This window comes from Rhodoligotrophos defluvii (genome assembly GCF_005281615.1).
In the GTDB taxonomy this organism is placed as follows: Bacteria; Pseudomonadota; Alphaproteobacteria; order Rhizobiales; family Im1; genus Rhodoligotrophos; species Rhodoligotrophos defluvii.
On sequence record NZ_SZZM01000001.1, the window covers coordinates 269,714 to 286,848 of the forward strand.

At 64.0% G+C, this 17,135-nt stretch carries 13 protein-coding genes; 9 read left to right on the top strand and 4 right to left on the bottom strand.

The features are described from left to right. Positions 1 to 72: 72 nt before the first annotated feature. Positions 73 to 795 carry a DUF1236 domain-containing protein gene (locus tag E4P09_RS01260; RefSeq protein ID WP_239024986.1) on the bottom strand — a complete coding sequence of 241 codons (723 nt, stop codon included), beginning with the start codon at positions 793 to 795 and terminating at the stop codon, positions 73 to 75. A gap of 473 nt (positions 796 to 1,268) precedes the next feature. After that, complete coding sequence (locus E4P09_RS01265) at positions 1,269 to 1,574, bottom strand: hypothetical protein (protein WP_137387782.1); 306 nt, start codon at positions 1,572 to 1,574, stop codon at positions 1,269 to 1,271. A gap of 154 nt (positions 1,575 to 1,728) precedes the next feature. Here E4P09_RS01265 and E4P09_RS01270 point away from each other — a divergent pair, with 154 nt between their 5' ends. The 7 genes from E4P09_RS01270 to E4P09_RS01300 all read left to right on the top strand — a co-directional run bounded on the left by E4P09_RS01270 (position 1,729) and on the right by E4P09_RS01300 (position 10,926). Further along, positions 1,729 to 2,664: a LysR family transcriptional regulator gene (locus E4P09_RS01270; RefSeq protein ID WP_239024987.1), complete on the top strand. Its 936-nt coding sequence runs from the start codon at positions 1,729 to 1,731 to the stop codon at positions 2,662 to 2,664. Between the two features lie 142 nt (positions 2,665 to 2,806). Beyond that, positions 2,807 to 3,304 carry a formate dehydrogenase subunit gamma gene (locus E4P09_RS01275; RefSeq protein ID WP_137389190.1) on the top strand — a complete coding sequence of 166 codons (498 nt, stop codon included), beginning with the start codon at positions 2,807 to 2,809 and terminating at the stop codon, positions 3,302 to 3,304. Beyond that, positions 3,304 to 4,866, top strand: a complete 1,563-nt coding sequence (locus E4P09_RS01280; RefSeq protein WP_205042057.1) for a formate dehydrogenase beta subunit — start codon at positions 3,304 to 3,306, stop codon at positions 4,864 to 4,866. The genes E4P09_RS01275 and E4P09_RS01280 overlap by 1 nt, the downstream gene beginning before the upstream one ends. Positions 4,867 to 4,879: 13 nt before the next feature. Next, positions 4,880 to 7,729, top strand: a complete 2,850-nt coding sequence (gene fdhF, locus E4P09_RS01285; RefSeq protein ID WP_137387784.1) for a formate dehydrogenase subunit alpha — start codon at positions 4,880 to 4,882, stop codon at positions 7,727 to 7,729. 4 nt (positions 7,730 to 7,733) lie between these two features. Continuing rightward, the gene (fdhD, locus tag E4P09_RS01290; protein WP_137387785.1) at positions 7,734 to 8,546 is read left to right on the top strand and encodes a formate dehydrogenase accessory sulfurtransferase FdhD; all 813 of its coding nucleotides are present in this window, start codon (positions 7,734 to 7,736) and stop codon (positions 8,544 to 8,546) included. Between the two features lie 11 nt (positions 8,547 to 8,557). Beyond that, complete coding sequence (locus E4P09_RS01295; RefSeq protein ID WP_137387786.1) at positions 8,558 to 8,782, top strand: formate dehydrogenase subunit delta; 225 nt, start codon at positions 8,558 to 8,560, stop codon at positions 8,780 to 8,782. Positions 8,783 to 8,865: 83 nt separating this feature from the next. Further along, positions 8,866 to 10,926: a M3 family metallopeptidase gene (locus E4P09_RS01300; protein ID WP_137387787.1), complete on the top strand. Its 2,061-nt coding sequence runs from the start codon at positions 8,866 to 8,868 to the stop codon at positions 10,924 to 10,926. A gap of 340 nt (positions 10,927 to 11,266) precedes the next feature. Here the strand turns inward: E4P09_RS01300 and E4P09_RS01305 are convergent, their stop codons facing one another. After that, positions 11,267 to 12,181, bottom strand: coding sequence for a c-type cytochrome (locus E4P09_RS01305; protein WP_170984167.1), 915 nt, complete (start codon positions 12,179 to 12,181; stop codon positions 11,267 to 11,269). A gap of 5 nt (positions 12,182 to 12,186) precedes the next feature. Further along, entirely contained in the window at positions 12,187 to 12,621 is a 435-nt protein-coding gene (locus E4P09_RS01310) for a c-type cytochrome (RefSeq protein WP_170984168.1), read from the bottom strand. Between the two features lie 817 nt (positions 12,622 to 13,438). On the opposite strand from E4P09_RS01310, the gene E4P09_RS01315 reads away from it, so the two are divergent. Next, on the top strand, positions 13,439 to 14,473 hold the full coding sequence (locus tag E4P09_RS01315; RefSeq protein WP_137387790.1) for a hypothetical protein: 1,035 nt from the start codon (positions 13,439 to 13,441) through the stop codon (positions 14,471 to 14,473). Between the two features lie 209 nt (positions 14,474 to 14,682). Beyond that, on the top strand, positions 14,683 to 17,040 hold the full coding sequence (locus E4P09_RS01320; protein ID WP_137387791.1) for a hypothetical protein: 2,358 nt from the start codon (positions 14,683 to 14,685) through the stop codon (positions 17,038 to 17,040). The last annotated feature ends 95 nt before the right edge of the window (positions 17,041 to 17,135 follow it).

Below are 17,135 nucleotides of genomic sequence, written 5' to 3' on the forward strand. Positions count from 1 at the left end.
TCCGAGGCCATCTGCTTCGACGTTGAGAGAAACGGGGCCGCCCGACAGGTCACGGCCCCGTTACTTGCGTGGTTAGCGGATGATCTGAACCACCCGCCGCGTGCCAGGCTCCACCAGCACACGAGAGTTGTTCACATAGGCATACCGGTACTCATAGTTGGGCACCGGATGGAGCTCGACCGTCTCAGGCAAGCGGGAGCCCACCACCACCTGGCGCTCGATGACGACGGGTTCGGCCGGCGCACTCGTCACGAAATCAACGACGCGCGCAGGCAGGCTCAGCGCCGTCCCGACCGCCGCGCCGGTCACGCCGCCGACCACCGCACCGACGGGGCCGCCCACCGCGGCGCCGGCTGCGGCACCGGTGGTGGCGCCAGCCGTGGTGCCGTCCGCGACGGAGATCCAGCGGTCGCGCTCGCTATAGAAGGGCCGATCACGGTAATAGGTGTCCCAGTAGCTCGCCGTGTCATAGGTGACCGTCGGTACTTCGAAGGTGGCCGGCGCCTCGGTGATCACCGCCTGTTGATTGGTGGTATCGTAGGCGAGATAGCGGCCGTAGGCCCAACCGCGCGCTCCATTGAAGGCCACATCGCACCAGCTCCGGCCTTCGAGGCAGCCGAAAAACTCCACGCCCTCCTGAGCGGGAATGGTGGTCACGACCGGAAACTCGGGGCTGGGCCCCGCCCGCAGATTGAGATCCGTCGTGGCGAAGACGGACTGCTGGGCACTGGCACTGGCGGGCAGCAGGGCCGCGCTCGCAAGAGCTGCTATAGCAAGTGCTTTCCTCATGCTCATGAGATCTCTCCTCTTAAACTGCCAGGATCGGTAGCTGCCGAGGCTGGCTGTTTCGGCCAAAACTCGGCCGGTTCGCCGCTTCGAGGCGGACGCATTCCCGATCATCCGAGACCCACTCCGGAGCTCGGGGACGCTCGCGGAAAGATCTCTTTCCGCGTTTGCCAGTTGAACCTGCACGTGAACGCCAGATCAGCCGCGCATCAGAGCGGATGACTTTAAATCATCGAGACGTCAGCCAGCTCCATATATTTGCTTCGGCATGATCTTCTCCGAAGTCAGCGTCCACGCTTCGGGACCATGCTCTGACAAAACGTCCAAATCGAAAATTTATTCCCGGGAAATACGATCAATGATCTGTTTGGGCGCAACTAAAGTCGATCTGTGCTTGGCGCGCACGACACCGGCGTCCCCCTTGGGGGGCGCGGCAGTTGTCGTGGACTGGCAGGAGGGCCGTGGGGCCCAAGGGATGCGCGTCAGGCCCTGCTCGAGTAATAGGCAGGCGGATCGCTGGCCGGGAACGACTCATCCGAAGCCTCATCCACCTTGTCCCACCGGGCTTGTGGCGGATCGCGCATGTTCTCCGGGCCTGCCGGCCGAGCCTCACCATAAGTGGCGGGGTCTCCTTTCCGCACGCGCAGGTCGGGGCTCAACGCCGGTGCGTCGCGTGATGCCGCATCCCGCGGCCCGCCTGCATGATGATGCCGGGCGAGGTCCCTGAAAAGCTTGGCCGCCCCCATGGCTGCCAGCCCCAAGAAGATCCAGCCTGCTACTCTTCTCATTCGCACTCCTGCTGGCTTTATTCCTCACCGCACCGCCACTGCTGGCGGCTGGATGGGTCGCCTAAAGAAGCCTTCATCCAGCAATAAGTTCCCGAACTGGATCTCACGCGCCCAGGATGGAATGCCGTGCTATGGTTTGAGAGATTGCGTAACAGTGTCGCTCCGTATTCAGATGGACATACGCCAACTTCAATATCTCGCCGCGCTGGCCCGGGAGAAGCACTTCACCCGGGCGGCCAGCGCCTGCAACGTGACCCAGCCGACGCTCTCGGGCCGCATCCGCCAGCTCGAGCAGGAGCTGGGCGTGCCGATCGTCGAGCGCGGCCAGCGCTATGTGGGTCTCACGGCGGAAGGCGAGCGGGTGCTCAAATGGGCTTTGCACATTCTCGATGCGTGGTCGTCGCTGCACCAGGAGATCGAGCAATTTAAGCAGGGCCGCACCCAGCTTGCCGGCCGGCTGGCGCTGGGGGTAATTCCCTCCGCCCTGCCGATGGCGGCGCAGCTCACCAGCACCATCCAGCGGCAATACCCGGAAGTCGACATCGCCGTCATGTCGCAGACGTCGATCGAGATCCTGCGCTCCCTGGAGGAATATACGATCGATGCAGGCGTGACTTATCTCGACAACGAGTCGATCGAGGGCTTCATTTCGGCGCCGCTCTATACCGAGCGCTACTGCCTGTTCGTGCATGACGAAAGCCCGATGGCAAAGCGCACCAGCGTGACCTGGGCGGAGGCTGCGCAGCTGCCGCTGTGCCTGCTGACCCCGAACATGCAGAACCGCCGGATCATCGACAATGCGTTCCGGGCCGCCAACACCAAGCCGGTGCCGCGGCTCGAGACGGACTCGGTGATCCATCTCTATGCCAATGTGCGGCATACGGGGCTTGCGGCGATCATGCCTGACTATTTCTTCGAGCTGCTCGGGCCGATGCCGAATATCCGCCCCATTCCCCTGCGCGAACCCGACGTGGCGCACGAGGTCGGCCTGATCGCGCTGGATCGAGATCCGCTGCCGCCACTCATCACGGCCATTCTCGACGTGATCGCCAGCATGAATGCGACCAGCGGCAAGCCGTTGGCGCCATAGACGCTGCCGATCGTACCATTGATGCAAGCGATTTTGAATTCGGGCGCGCGCAGATTAGATTCAATCAAGAATATGCCCTTCATAAGGGCGCGCGAGTCCGGATGGATACGACATGGATGCTGCCCGCCGAAATGCCTCGGCCATGCACCCCGCGGAGCGGGGACTGGATGAAGACAGCCTCGCGGCGATCGATGCGATCACCGCGCGCCATGGCAACCGGCCGGACGCGCTGATCGAGATCTATCACGAGGTGCAGGAGGCGCTGGGCCATATACCGGAAGGCGCGCTGCCGCGGATCGCGCGGGCGCTCAACATCTCCCGGGCGGAGGCGCGCGGCGTTTTCACTTTCTACCACGATTTCCGGGACAGGCCGGCCGGCCGCCATGTGATCAAGCTCTGCCGGGCCGAGGCCTGCCAGTCCATGGGGTGTCGTTCCCTGGAGGCGCACGCCAAGCAGCGGCTGGGCATCGGGATGGGCGAGACCACCGGGGATGGCGAAGTCACCCTGGAAGCGGTATACTGTCTGGGCAATTGCGCGCTTTCGCCGGCTGTGATGATCGATGGCCGGCTCTATGGGCGGGTCGACGCGACCCGTTTCGACGCGCTAGTGGATGAGTTCAAGCGGAGGGCCGCATCATGATGGCCGCCGCCCGCATCTATGTTCCCGGTGATTCCGCCGCCTGTTCCGTGGGAGCAGACGAGGTGGCGGCTGCCATTGCGGCCGAAGCGGCGGCGCGGGGCATTACCCTCACCATCGTGCGCAACGGCTCGCGCGGCCTGCTCTATCTGGAGCCGCTGGTGGAGGTTGCCACGCTTGAGGGCCGTGTTGCCTATGGTCCGGTGACGGCGGCGGATGTGCCCGGCCTGTTCGATGCCGGGTTTCTGGAAGGCGGCGCCCACCCTCTCGGCCACGGGCTTACGGAAGAGATCCCTTATCTCAAGAACCAGGAGCGGCTCACCTTCGCCCGTTGCGGCATCATCGATCCCCTGAGCCTTGACGAGTTCATCGCCCATGGGGGCTATGCCGGTCTCAGACACGCCTTGGAGCTCGCGCCTGCGGACATCGTCGCGGAAGTTGCCGCATCGGGCCTGCGTGGGCGTGGCGGCGCGGGCTTCCCAACGGGGATCAAGTGGAAGACCGTGCTCGATGCGGTGGCGGACCAGAAATATGTCTGCTGCAACGCGGATGAGGGCGACAGCGGCACCTTTGCCGACCGCATGCTGATGGAGGGCGATCCTTTCGCCCTCATCGAGGGCATGACCATTGCCGGCATCGCCACCGGCGCCACACAAGGCTTCATCTATATCCGCTCCGAATATCCCGATGCGATCCGGGTGATGAAGCAGGCGATCGCCATGGCCGAGGCCGCCGGCTGGCTGGGCGATGACATCCAGGGCTCGGGCCGCCGTTTCCGGCTTGCCGTGCGCGTGGGCGCGGGTGCCTATATCTGCGGCGAGGAGACCGCCATGCTGGAGAGCCTGGAAGGCCGCCGCGGCATGGTACGGCCGAAGCCGCCGCTGCCGGCGCTCGAAGGCCTGTTCGGCAAGCCCACCGTCATAAACAACGTGCTGAGCTTTGCGGCGGTACCGACCATTCTGGAGCGCGGCGCCAAGTTCTATGCGGATTTCGGCATGGGCCGGTCGCGCGGCACCCTGCCCTTCCAGCTTGCCGGAAACATCAAGCGCGGCGGGCTGGTGGAGAAGGCCTTCGGCGTGACGCTCGCCGAGTTGGTCTATGACTTCGGTGGCGGCACCGCCTCGGGCCGCCCGGCCCGCGCGGTGCAGATGGGCGGTCCGCTCGGCGCCTATCTGCCGGTTTCGCTGTTCACGCTGCAGCAGGATTACGAGACCTTCGCCGAGAACGGTGCCATGGTCGGCCATGGCGGCCTAGTGCTGTTCGACGATACGGTCGACATGCTCGAACAGGCTCGGTTTGCCATGGAATTCTGCGCGGTCGAATCCTGCGGCAAGTGCACGCCGTGCCGGATCGGCTCGATCCGTGGGGTCGAGGTCATCGACCGGATCGCCGCCGGCATCGATCACAAGCGCAATCTCGACGTGCTCACCGACCTCTGCGAGACCATGACCGATGGATCGCTTTGCGCCATGGGCGGGCTTACCCCCATGCCCGTGATGAGCGCGCTCAAGCATTTCCCAGAAGATTTCGAACCGCGCCGAGCGACGCTGGATGCGGCGGAATGACAAAGGTGCTCCGATGACGCTGATCAAGGAACTCGACTACGGAACGCCGAAGAGCACGGCCACGGAGTTCGTGACCCTGGAGATCGACGGCCAGGAGGTCACGGTGCCGGCGGGCACATCGATCATGCGCGCGGCCATGGACCGGGGCGTCAAAATCCCCAAGCTGTGCGCCACCGACATGCTGGAGTCGTTCGGCTCGTGCCGGCTGTGCCTGGTGGAGATCGAAGGCCGCAAGGGCACGCCGGCCTCGTGCACCACGCCGGTGGCGCCCGGCATGAAGGTGAAGACGCAGACCGAGCGTCTCGCCCGCCTGCGCAAGGGCGTGATGGAGCTCTATATCTCCGACCATCCGCTGGATTGCCTGACCTGCTCGGCCAATGGCGATTGCGAGCTGCAGGACATGGCCGGCGCTGTGGGCTTGCGCGAGGTGCGCTACGGCTATGACGGCGCCAATCACCTGGATGCGGAGAAGGACGAGAGCAACCCCTATTTCACCTTCGATCCGGCCAAATGCATCGTCTGCTCACGCTGCGTGCGGGCCTGCGAGGAGGTGCAGGGCACCTTCGCCTTGACCATCGATGATCGCGGCTTTGCCTCCCATGTGGCGGCAGGCATGGACGAGGGCTTCCTTGCATCGGAATGCGTGTCCTGCGGCGCCTGCGTCCAGGCTTGCCCCACCGCCACGCTCACCGAGAAGTCGGTCATCGAGATGGGCCAGCCCGAGCACAGCGTGCTCACCACCTGCGCTTATTGCGGCGTCGGCTGCTCGTTCAAGGCGGAGATGAAAGGCGAGGAAGTGGTGCGCATGGTGCCGTACAAGGATGGCGGCGCCAATGAAGGCCATTCCTGCGTGAAGGGCCGCTTCGCCTTCGGCTATGCCACCCACAAGGACCGGCAGCTGAAGCCGATGATCCGCGAGAGGATCACCGATCCGTGGCGCGAGGTAAGCTGGGACGAGGCGATCACCTATGCCGCCACGCGCCTCAAGGACATTCAAGCTCGGCATGGCCGCGGCTCGATCGGCGGCATCACCTCCTCGCGCTGCACCAACGAGGAGGTCTATGTCGTCCAGAAGATGATCCGGGCGGCCTTCGGCAACAACAATGTGGATACCTGCGCGCGCGTGTGCCACTCGCCCACCGGCTATGGCTTGAAGCAGACGCTGGGCACCTCGGCCGGCACGCAGGATTTCAAAAGCGTGGCAAAAGCCGACGTGATCATGGTGATCGGCGCCAACCCGACGGATGCGCATCCGGTGTTCGCCTCGCGCATGAAGCGGCGGCTGCGGGAAGGCGCCAAGCTGATCGTGGTCGATCCGCGGCGCATCGACCTGGTGAAATCGCCTCATGTCGAGGCAGCCTATCACCTGCCGCTGCGGCCCGGCACCAATGTGGCCGTGATGAACGCCATGGCCCATGTGATCGTGACCGAGGGTCTGGTCGACCGCGCCTATGTGGAGGAGCGTTGCGACCCCAAGGACTTCGGCTTATGGGAGCAGTTCATCAGCGCGCCGGAGCATTCACCAGAGGCGCTGGAGGAGGTGACCGGGGTTCCGGCTGCGGAGCTGCGCGCCGCAGCCCGGCTCTATGCCTCGGCCCCCAACGGGGCGATCTATTACGGCTTGGGCGTCACCGAGCACAGCCAGGGCTCGACCATGGTGATGGCCATGGCCAATCTCGCCATGGCCACCGGCAATATCGGCCGCGAGGGCGTGGGCATCAATCCGCTGCGTGGGCAGAACAATGTGCAGGGCTCGTGCGACATGGGCTCGTTCCCCCATGAGCTCACCGGCTATCGCCACATCTCGGACACCACGGTCCGCAGCCTGTTCGAGGGCGCCTGGAATGTGACGCTCGATCCCGAGCCGGGCCTGCGCATTCCCAACATGTTCGGGGCCGCCATCGATGGCTCGTTCAAGGGCCTGTTCGTGCAGGGCGAGGACATCGCACAGTCCGACCCCAACCTGAAGCATGTGAGCGCGGCGCTGGAGGCGATGGAATGCGTGATCGTGCAGGACCTGTTCCTGAACGAGACCGCCGCCTTCGCCCATATCTTCTTTCCCGGCACCTCGTTTCTGGAGAAGGACGGCACCTTCACCAATGCCGAGCGCCGCATCAACCGGGTGCGCCCGGTGATGAAGGAGAAGCAGGGCCTGTCGGAATGGGAGATCGTGTGCCGGCTGTCGACCGCCATGGGCTATCCCATGCACTACAATTCGGCGGCCGAGATCATGGACGAGATCGCCGCGCTGACCCCGACCTTCGCCGGCGTCTCCTTCGATCTCCTGGACCGGGTGGGCAGCGTGCAGTGGCCGTGCAACGAGAACGCGCCGCAGGGCACGCCGGTCATGCATATCGGCAAGTTCGTGCGCGGCAAGGGCCGGTTCATGATCACCGAGTTCGTGGCGACGCCCGAGCGGACCAACCGCTCGTTCCCGCTGATCCTCACCACGGGGCGCATTCTCAGCCAGTACAATGTGGGCGCGCAGACCCGGCGCACCGCGAATGTGGCTTGGCACAAGGAGGACGTGCTGGAGATTCATCCCTTCGATGCGGAGGAGCGCGGGATCAAGGACGGCGACCTGGTTTCGCTCACCAGCCGTATCGGCGGCACGACGCTCAGGGCTGTGATCTCCGACCGTATGCCGCAGGGCGTGGTCTACACCACCTTCCACCATCCGGTGACCGGTGCCAATGTGATCACCACCGAATATTCGGACTGGGCCACCAACTGCCCGGAATACAAGGTGACCGCGGTGCAGGTGACACGCTCGAACCAGCCATCAGACTGGCAGCGGGAGTGGGAACTGCGCGAGACCGAGCACAAGCGTGTGGGCCTCAAGCCGCTGGTCGCGGCGGAATGAGGCCATGAGCGGCGCCCCGGCCCGTGCACTCGACAAGGCGGACGAGGCTTCGTCCGTCACCGTGCATGCGGTGGCCTGCGGCCCTCACGGCACGCAGGCGATCAGCTGGGCGCTGGCCGAGGAAGTGCCGGTGGCGCTGATGTACAATTCCGAGCCCCATGCGGTGATGATGGCGAGCCCGGCGGATCTCAAGGATTTCGCCATCGGCTTCTCGCTTTCGGAGGGCATCGTCCAGGTTTATGCGGATATCAGCCAGGTACTGGTCATGCCGGTGGAGGGCGGGTTTGCCTGCGATGTCGCGGTCGAGGAGGCCGCGCTGGCAGCCGCGCGCAAGCCGAAGCGGGCGATGGAGGGTCGCTCCGGCTGCGGCATCTGCGGCGTTGCCGAAATCGGCCAGGCGGTGCGGCGACAGCGCAAGGTGGCGCCGCTCACGCTTGACCCGCAAGCGGTGGGGCAGGGCTTTGCCGAGCTCAGCCGCCATCAGCCGATGAACCGGGTCAACCACTCGGTGCATGCGGCCGCGTGGTGTTCGCTCGGCGGCAAGGTGCGGCTTGCCCGCGAGGATGTGGGCCGGCACAACGCGCTGGACAAGCTGCTCGGCGCACTGGTGGCGCAGGGGTCGGATCTGAGCGACGGTTTCGTGGTCATGTCGAGCCGTTGCAGCTTCGAGCTGGTGCAGAAGGCGGCAACCCTCGGCGTGCGGGGGCTTGCCACCATTTCCGCGCCCACGGCACTTGCGCTGGCGCTTGCCCGTGAGGCCGGCCTGGCGCTTGCGGCGAAGGCGGGAGAGCGGGTCGTCCTCTTTCCCAATTCTTGAGATTTTTCGACATGCATGACGCTGACCTCATCCGCATGGCCAACCAGATCGCCGGCTTCTTCAAGGCCTATCCTCACGAAGAAGCGGTGCGGGAAACCGCTAACCACATCAAGAATTTCTGGGACCCGCGGATGCGCCGCCAGATCCACGAGATCGGCCGGCGCGCGGACAGCGGCCTCGATCCGCTGGTGATCGAGGCCCTGCCCCAGGTGCCGGTGCCCGCGACGGCGGCGTAGACGGAGCGGCTCGCGGCCTTCACTTTGCCATGCTCGCCCCCAATATGATGGCGGCCAAATCGTTCTCGTCACAAGGTATTTCGATGAATTCCCCATCGGCTCGCTCCGAAACCAATCCCTTGCTCGCGCCCTGGAACACGCCCTACGCGGCACCGCCCTTCTCGGACATCCGCCCGGAGCATTTCCGGCCGGCCTTCGAGGCGTCCTTCGCCGCCCATGAGCGCGAGATCGCGGCCATTCGCAACGATCCCGAGCCGCCCAGCTTCGAGAACACCATCGTCGCGATGGAACGGGCTGGGCGCGATCTGGACCGCGTCTCCTCCGTGTTTTTCAACCTGACCAGCGCGGATACCAATGATGCGCTGCAGGAGATCGAGCGCGAGATCGCGCCGGTGCTGGCGCGCCATTACAGCGCGATCCATCTCGATGGGGCGCTGTTCGCCCGCATCGCCGCCCTGTATGACCAAAGAGGTTCGCTCGACCTGACGGCCGAACAGCACCGGGTCCTCGAGCGCTACCACACCACCTTCCGCCGCCGGGGGGCCGGACTGGACGAGGCCGGCAAGACGCGGCTGGCTGAGATCACGGAGCGCCTTGCGGTCCTCGGCACGCAATTCGCCCAGAACGTGCTGGCTGACGAGCGCGCCTATGCCCTGGTGCTCGATGGGGAGGACGACCTTGCGGGCCTGCCCGACTTCCTGATCGATGCGGCCGCCCAGGCCGCGCAGGAGCGAGGGCTGGCGGGCAAGCACGTGATCACGCTTTCGCGCTCCAGCATCGAGCCGTTCCTGCAGTATTCGGCGCGGCGCGACTTGCGGGAGGCCGCGTTTCAGGCCTGGACGTCGCGCGGCGAAGGCGGCGGCCAAACGGACAACCGCGCCATCATCGGCGAGATGGTACGCCTGCGGGCCGAACGCGCCCGGCTGCTGGGCTATGAGAATTTCGCTGCCTTTCGGTTGGACGACACCATGGCCGGCTCGCCCGAGGCCGCACTGAACCTGCTCAACGCCGTTTGGGCACCGGCGCGCGAGCAGGCGCTGCGCGAACACGCTGCCTTGCAGGAACTGGTCGCCCGCGACGGGGGCAATTTCACGATCCAGCCGTGGGACTGGCGCTATTACGCGGAGCGCAGGCGCAAAGCGGAGTTCGATCTCGAGGAAAGCGAGATCAAGCCCTATCTCCAGCTCGACAAGATGATCGAAGCGGCGTTCTACACCGCCGAACGGCTGTTCGGATTGCAGTTTACCGAGCGCAAGGACGTATCCGTGTACCACCCGGATGTCCGCGTGTGGGATGTGAAGGACGAGGGAGGCCGGCATCTCGGTCTGTTCCTCGGCGACTATTTTGCGCGGAGCGGAAAGCGCAGCGGCGCCTGGATGAACGGCTTCCGCGGCCAGCACAAGCTCGATGGGGGCGAGCGGCCCATCATCGTCAACGTCATGAATTTCGCGAAGAGCGCGCCGGGCACCCCTACCCTGTTGAGCTTTGACGACGCGCGCACCCTGTTCCACGAATTCGGCCATGCCCTGCATGCGTTGATGTCGGACGTGACCTATCCCTCGATTGCCGGCACCTATGTGAGCCGGGATTTCGTGGAGTTTCCCTCGCAAATCTACGAGCACTGGCTGGAGCAGCCGGAGGTTCTCAAGCGCTTCGCCCTGCACTACCGGACCGGCGCGCCGATGCCGGAGGCGCTTATCGATCGACTGCTCAAGGCGCGACGCTTCAACCAGGGATTCGCCACCGTGGAGTATTGCGCCTCGGCGCTGGTGGACATGGATTTCCATCTGCTCGCCGATCCGGGCGAGATCGATGTCCGCGCCTTCGAGTCCGAGAGCCTGAAGCGCATCGGCATGCCGGAGGCGATTACCATGCGGCATCGGCCGACCCACTTCACCCATGTGTTCACCGGGGATGCCTATGCCGCAGGCTATTACTCGTATCTGTGGTCGGAGGTGCTGGACGCGGACGGGTTCGAGGCCTTCGAGGAAGCCGGCGACATCTTCGACGCGGAGACAGCCAAGCGGCTGAAGGAATTCGTCTATTCCGCCGGCAACCGGCGCGAGCCGACGGAGGCCTATGTGGCCTTCCGCGGCCGACCGCCGGTTCAGGATGCGCTGCTCCGGGGCCGCGGCCTGGCCTAAGGCGGGGATGACGGTGACGTAGACGGCTGAAAACAACCTGTCATGCCGGCCGCGCCTAGGCGCTGAGCCGGCATCCAGGGCCGCACGACGCAGGCTTTCCCCCTGGGGCCCCTGGATCACCCGGTCAAGCCGGGTGACGACGGTGGTTTGCAATTCAGCCTCCAGTCCGTCATGGCGGCCGCGCCTAGGCGCTGAGCCGGCATCCAGGGCCGCACGACGCAGGCTTTCCCCCTGGGACCCCTGGATCACCCCGGTCAAGCCCGGTGATGACATAAATAGCTGATCATCAATAGAATTCGTCATGCGCCGGCTCTACCGGCGCATCCAGGGCCACATGGTATCAGTTCGACAGCGGCGGCAGAGAGGTGACGTATTCCGCAATCGCTTCTAGATCCTGCCGGGGCAGCTGGGAGAGGTTGGCCTGGACCTCGCCCATCCCGCCGGACGACAGGCCGTCATAGCCGAAGGCCTCGCCATATTCCAGCGCATCGGCAAGGTCCTCGACGCTCGCGAATTCCCCGCGCTCGATCAGGCCGCGCAGGCTCGGCACGCGGCCGCTTCCCTCGGGATGCGGCCCACCGGCGAGAAAGCGGCCGTTGTCGGCGATCATCAGCCCGTTACGCGGAGTGTGGCATTCCCCGCAATGGCCGGGGCCCCGCACCAGGTAGGCGCCACGGTTCCAGGCGGCGCTCCGCGCCGGGTCCGGGCGAAACGGCTCGCCGCGCATGGCCAAGCTCTGCCACCAGCCGAGCAGCGGGCGGATGAGGGCAAGCCCCGGCACGTCATGGGGCGGCACCGCATTCCGCACCGGCTGCAGGCGCATGAGATAGGCATGCAGGTCGACCACATCGGTAAGCTGCATATTGCGATAGGAGGTATAGGGCAGCGCCGGCATGAGCAGAGTGCCGTCTGGCGCCACGCCGTGCATCAAGGCGTTGGCCAGATCCGCGGCCGACCAGCGGCCGATCCCGGTTTCGGCATCAGGGGTGAGATTGGGCGGATAGAAAGTGCCAACCGGCGTGACGAAGGCCTCGCCGCCAGTCGGCAGAGCCGTGTTATCCGCCGCTCCATCCTTGCCGGCGTGACAGGAGATGCAGCCGGCGGCGAAATAGACCAACCGGCCGTTCTCCGGGTCCGGGCGATGGTTCTGCGGAAGGTCCGATGCGGCCAGCCCTGCGGGCTGCGGCGCCAGCAGATAGAGCGCCGCGACGATCACGACAGCGACGGCGAGAACGATGGCGAGGATCCGCAGCAATCCGATCAGCTCTCGGGGGCGCGGAAGGTCCGGTGGCAACCAGCGCAGGATGCGCCGAGCGCCTTGAAGCTTTCCTGGAAGGCAGCCTGATCATTCGTCTTGCCGGCTTCGGCAACCGCAGCAGCCGCCTCCTTGGCGCGGTTCAAGGCTGCGGCGAACTCATCAGGCTTCTCCCAAATTGCCGGAAGCGCCCGAGTCTCGCCGCCACCGCTGCCTTCCGGGAACAGCCCTTCCGCGCGATTCAATTGGGTAAGAATGGTGGAGGCCGCCTCGTTCACCTTGGCGCCGTCGAACTCGGCCTCGCCGCGCGCTATCGGGACCAATACCTTCAGTTGGTCGCCGATGGTCTCCATCGCCTTCTCACGCTGGGCCGCGGGATTGTCCTGTGCAAAGCCGGTACCGGTGACGAAGAGCCAGACCGCCGTGGCAAGGGCGATCATGACGGCCGCCCGAAGCGAGCTCCTGTGCAATGAGACCATAAGACGCCTCTCTCCCAAATGAAACGACATCCCGCATATTGGAGAATGAGCGTCTCACCTTCGCCACACACGAGTGCGTGAGTCCGTCATCCCAGAGGCCGGCGTTGCCCAATCCACACGCCAGCGTTCCTAATTTCGCCATCAAGCCGAAATATCTCGGGCGCCCCTGGTTCGCGGGGATACCAGTCTCCGGGAACCAAACATGACGTTCAGGAATCATACAGACTGAGCAGATTAGACCGTCTTTAATCTTTGATGTGCCAGACTCTGCGGTTCCTGCTGGAGCAGTCCAAATGAATAGTTTTCCCCCGTCCGACGACGAGGCGCGAAAGGCTACTGAAGGAGAGCCCGTCGTCAGTCCGGAAGTTCGCGAAGTACTTCACATGCTGCGTGCGTTGGAACAGCGGAACGGTGCAGCGACTTCTCCGAAAGCCAAATCGGCACCGACGAAGTCCTGACGTTCTGATTGCCTCGCGTAGGCACCGGGCGCTGGCCATCATCACAATGGCCAGCGCCCGCTCATAATCCCCTCATCCTTCCTTATCGTCCCCTAGTTCCGACGCGAGCCGGCCGGCCGCGGCGGATTTCGTGGTTGCGGGTCCCTTCTCGCTCCGGCCACGCGGTTGTGCTTTTGGCCTCGAATTGCCGCTTTTCCGCACCCGCTTCGCCCTGTTGAAACACGATGGTTCGGCCCCGGTTAGCCCTCCAAGTGTACAGTATCCTTAACTGAACACTTAGGTTGTTAGCCATCTTCACAATTCAAAACCGAGAATAAACGATGTCTTTCAAATTCGGACCATTAGGAAATTTAAGCTTCGGCCGACTTCAGGCCCTGCATGAGGACAAAAAACTTTCGGAGGCGGCGGATTATTTTACTGAGGCCGCCCACCACACGACCAAGCTCAAGGACGCCTTGGCTGGTTTCGTGAACTTCTTCAAGCGGCATCAGGAGCCCGAGGTGCCTGCCCTCGCCGAGGAGCCGGTCGTAAAGAACGGCGTAACCGTCATCACGCGCCCGGGTTTTTCATCCGAGCTGGAGGACCGGCTGGTGAGCACGGTCGCGGTCGCGGAGATGAACAAGGTTCATTTGCCCCTCAATCCCGGCCAGAAGGAAGTGCTGAAGGAGGTCTACAACGTCGTCGAGGGGACGCCAGGAGACGACGAGCTGAAGGCCCCAGAGGGAGACCCGAAGAAGGGTAATCTCTATCTCGGCGAGGGCGGCATCAACGTCATCACCCTGACGGAGACCGCCGACACCATCATGCCGTACAAGGGCGGCAAGGACGTGCTGAAGAATTTCGACTGGACGAAGGACGTGGTCATGGTGCCCGCGGTCGCCGGTCCCCGCCACCAGCTCACGACGGTGGACACAAGGCGTGAGGAAGACGGACACGTGTCCATTCACGTCGATTCGGACCGGGACGGGCTGTTCGACTACGAGGCCCATATCTTCATGGCCGGGCAGGATCAGCAGGCGGACGAGGTGCTTGCGCGGCTCAAGAGAACTGCTGAAATCAACCGGAAGGAAAGCCATGTCGGCATGGAGGAGGAAGAGGCAGAGCCCGAGGATCAGCCGGAAGTCTCCAACGAAAATGCGGCAGCCTTCTTCGAAGCTCTGAATGCGGCTCAGGAACCCACCGAAGGGTTCCGTATCAGCAACGAGAACGCGGCAGCCTTCTTCAAAGCTCTGGAGCCGGCTCAGGAGGCCGATGAACCGTCTCGTGTCACCAACGAGAATGCGGCGGCCTTCTTCCACGCTCTGGCCTCAGCTCAAAGCGTGCAATCGCCTACCGACATGCTGCAGATGATCTGACCGGCAGGGCGGCGTACCCGTCGATGCGCACTGCTTCGCCGGGGCGCCGCCTGGAAGCGTTTCCGCTTTTCTTCAAATCGCGCAACCGCGTCTCAAGGTCTTGCTTGGTCGCATTTTCTTCACGCGAGCCGGTATCCACTTCGCTCGAAAATGCTCTAGACGGCTAGCGGTGCTGTCGTCCCTATCTTTCTTCCATGAGCCCATTCCGGATGAGATCTTCACTCGAACCGTCCGACCGTGATCCTGTCATGGGCGGCCAGCATGGTCGTGGTCGGCGTCACGCCGACAGCGGCCAATCCGAGCCAGCAACAGCGGACTTCTCCTTCGTCCGCGGCATGCTTGCGCACCATTCCCTGCAAACCGACCCCCTGCTCGTCACCCATGGCAAGACAGGTCTCGTGATCGGGACCGCCCAGGCAGACGAGCTCAGCGTTCCGCCGAGCAGATACTCACCGGACCTGGTCTATGTCTTCGCGGGCCTGGGCGGCAATGACAGCATTTTCGGCACGCCTGGAACCGATTATGTCGTGCATGTCCCAGGCCAGGCCGAGGGCGTCAAGGACGTGCATCGTTTCGAGCCCGGAAAGGACAAGTTCACGACCATCAGCAATACGCCCATCCAGGTGGCGGAAACCGTCTCGCCCGATGGATTCACCGGCGAGCCCGGGTGCTGGTCTTACAAGCGAATCTCGAAAACCGAGGCCAGCCCCATTCTGTGGGCCGTCGGCTATGATGCAGATGGTGACCGCGCACCGGAGTTCGTCGCCGTTCTCGATGCGGCCTCCATCGGGCCCGACGACTTCCTCCTCAACAAGCCACACTTCTCCGCCGAGGGCGCCCTCACCTACGATTTCCTCGATGCGATCCAGGGAAAGCTTCGGACGACGATCGGCCTCTACAAGCATGAGCGCGCCCCGCAGGTCTCCGAGGCGGACTCTCATGTGCTGGTTCTAGGACCCAGCAGCAGCAGCCGGCCCGAGTTCGCGCATTACCCCGATCTTTCCAGCGTCAGTCCCGAAAAGCCACGGATCTTCGTCCTGATGGACAGGATCTATCGGGTCGACGCCACCGACAGACCGGACGTCTTCCTGCTCGCGGCGGGCGAGAGCGGGCCCACATCCAGCATGATCGTCCGCGGCTTCGAGGCGGGAACGGACAAGATCGCGCTGCTCGATCTCGATGGGTTGAATGCGCCTCAATCGGTGGTCGAAGGCAAGTTCACGGGCACCGCGGCCCAATGGCGGTTCACGCCGTCGCTGCTCATTCCGAACGAGTGGTGGCTGGAATATGACCGGGACGGAGACCGCAAGGCTGATTATGGGGCCAGGGTGCACTCCCCCTTCAAGCCGTTGACCAAGGGCGACTTTCTGCTGGGAGCGGCGGAGCATGTTCGGCAGTCGGCGCCCACTTATGACGAGTTGGACGAGATGCGAGGGCAGGTTCGCACCTACATCCAGCTCTACAAGGACGCGCGGCTGCCGCAGGTCATGGAAGATGAAGGCGGTGTGCTGGTTTTCGGCCCGAGAGCGATGGATCATCGGGACACGGACGAGGAACCGGACCTCTCGTCAGCCACACCTGGCAAGCCGCGGACTTTCATCGCGGTGGATTCCCAGCTGCGGGTCGCCGCGACCGAGGAGCGCGAGACTTTCGTCATCGCGGCGGGTGAGAGCGAGCTCGACTACGACATCATGATGATCTCGGGTTTCCAGCCCGGCTATGACAAGCTTGCGCTGCTCGATATGGACGGCTTGCCGCATGCGCAGACGGCTGTGGAGAGCTATTACCTTACGGGCACGGCGGCACAATGGTCCTTTTACAAGCTTCACGACCGGCAGAATACCTGGCGCGTCGAATACGATGTCGACGGTGACGGCGAGTCGGAGTTCGACATGACAGTGAGCACCGCCGATGGTGCCCTGACCGCGAACGACTTCCTGCTCGCCAACGGCGCGAATGAACCGGTTCGCAGCGAATATTCCCCGCCCAGCCTGGCGCAACGCCTCGAGCAGGATATTCCTGCCATGATGGAGAATGTCGCCGAGCACCTCGACCGGCCGGGCTTGCTGGCCCGCGAGCTCCCCAACACCGTGCTGATCTTCGGTGCGGATGCGCAGGCCTTGAGTTCGCTGCCCGCGCCTCTCGAGACGGATACGAAGCCGACCGTATTCATCGCGTCCAGCAAAACGCAGTATGTCCTGGCGAGTGAAAACCCGGATGTCATCGCCCATTTCGCCGGCTATAGCGGGGCCGTGATCGCGGTCGGTGAGATGGAGACGGGCGTCGACAAGTTTGCAGTTCTCGGAGAAGGAAGCCCCCAATCCGTGCGGCGCGGGACAACCTTCGAGAGGCCGCACGAGTGGATCTATGAAGCCTATACGGCCGACCAAATCGACGGGATGCCAGATTTGAGACATCGCCTGGTCGATCCCGATCGGTCTGACGACCCGAACAAAAAATACTGGATCGTAAAATATAACGGCGATGACGACCTCGAAGCAGACGTCACTTATCTGGTGTTGGGATGCGACAGCATTAACCAGAACGACTTCCTGCTGAACGTATGAACCGAGGCTGAGCCGGCCAGACAGGCGCGGGCGCCGACCATCCGGCCGGCTTCATTATGCGTTCATTCTTGCAGCAGCATTATCACGGACGTGCA

Bases quoted from the DNA above. Each gene is read 5' to 3' on its own strand.
- E4P09_RS01280 (WP_205042057.1), top strand. From the start codon at position 3,304: ATGGCCGCCGCCCGCATCTATGTTCCCGGTGATTCCGCCGCCTGTTCC.
- E4P09_RS01275 (WP_137389190.1), top strand. From the start codon at position 2,807: ATGCACCCCGCGGAGCGGGGACTGGATGAAGACAGCCTCGCGGCGATC.
- E4P09_RS01300 (WP_137387787.1), top strand. From the start codon at position 8,866: ATGAATTCCCCATCGGCTCGCTCCGAAACCAATCCCTTGCTCGCGCCC.
- fdhD (WP_137387785.1), top strand. From the start codon at position 7,734: ATGAGCGGCGCCCCGGCCCGTGCACTCGACAAGGCGGACGAGGCTTCG.
- fdhF (WP_137387784.1), top strand. From the start codon at position 4,880: ATGACGCTGATCAAGGAACTCGACTACGGAACGCCGAAGAGCACGGCC.
- E4P09_RS01315 (WP_137387790.1), top strand. From the start codon at position 13,439: ATGTCTTTCAAATTCGGACCATTAGGAAATTTAAGCTTCGGCCGACTT.
- E4P09_RS01310 (WP_170984168.1), bottom strand. From the start codon at position 12,621: ATGATCGCCCTTGCCACGGCGGTCTGGCTCTTCGTCACCGGTACCGGC.
- E4P09_RS01265 (WP_137387782.1), bottom strand. From the start codon at position 1,574: ATGAGAAGAGTAGCAGGCTGGATCTTCTTGGGGCTGGCAGCCATGGGG.
- E4P09_RS01295 (WP_137387786.1), top strand. From the start codon at position 8,558: ATGCATGACGCTGACCTCATCCGCATGGCCAACCAGATCGCCGGCTTC.
- E4P09_RS01320 (WP_137387791.1), top strand. From the start codon at position 14,683: ATGAGATCTTCACTCGAACCGTCCGACCGTGATCCTGTCATGGGCGGC.
- E4P09_RS01260 (WP_239024986.1), bottom strand. From the start codon at position 795: ATGAGCATGAGGAAAGCACTTGCTATAGCAGCTCTTGCGAGCGCGGCC.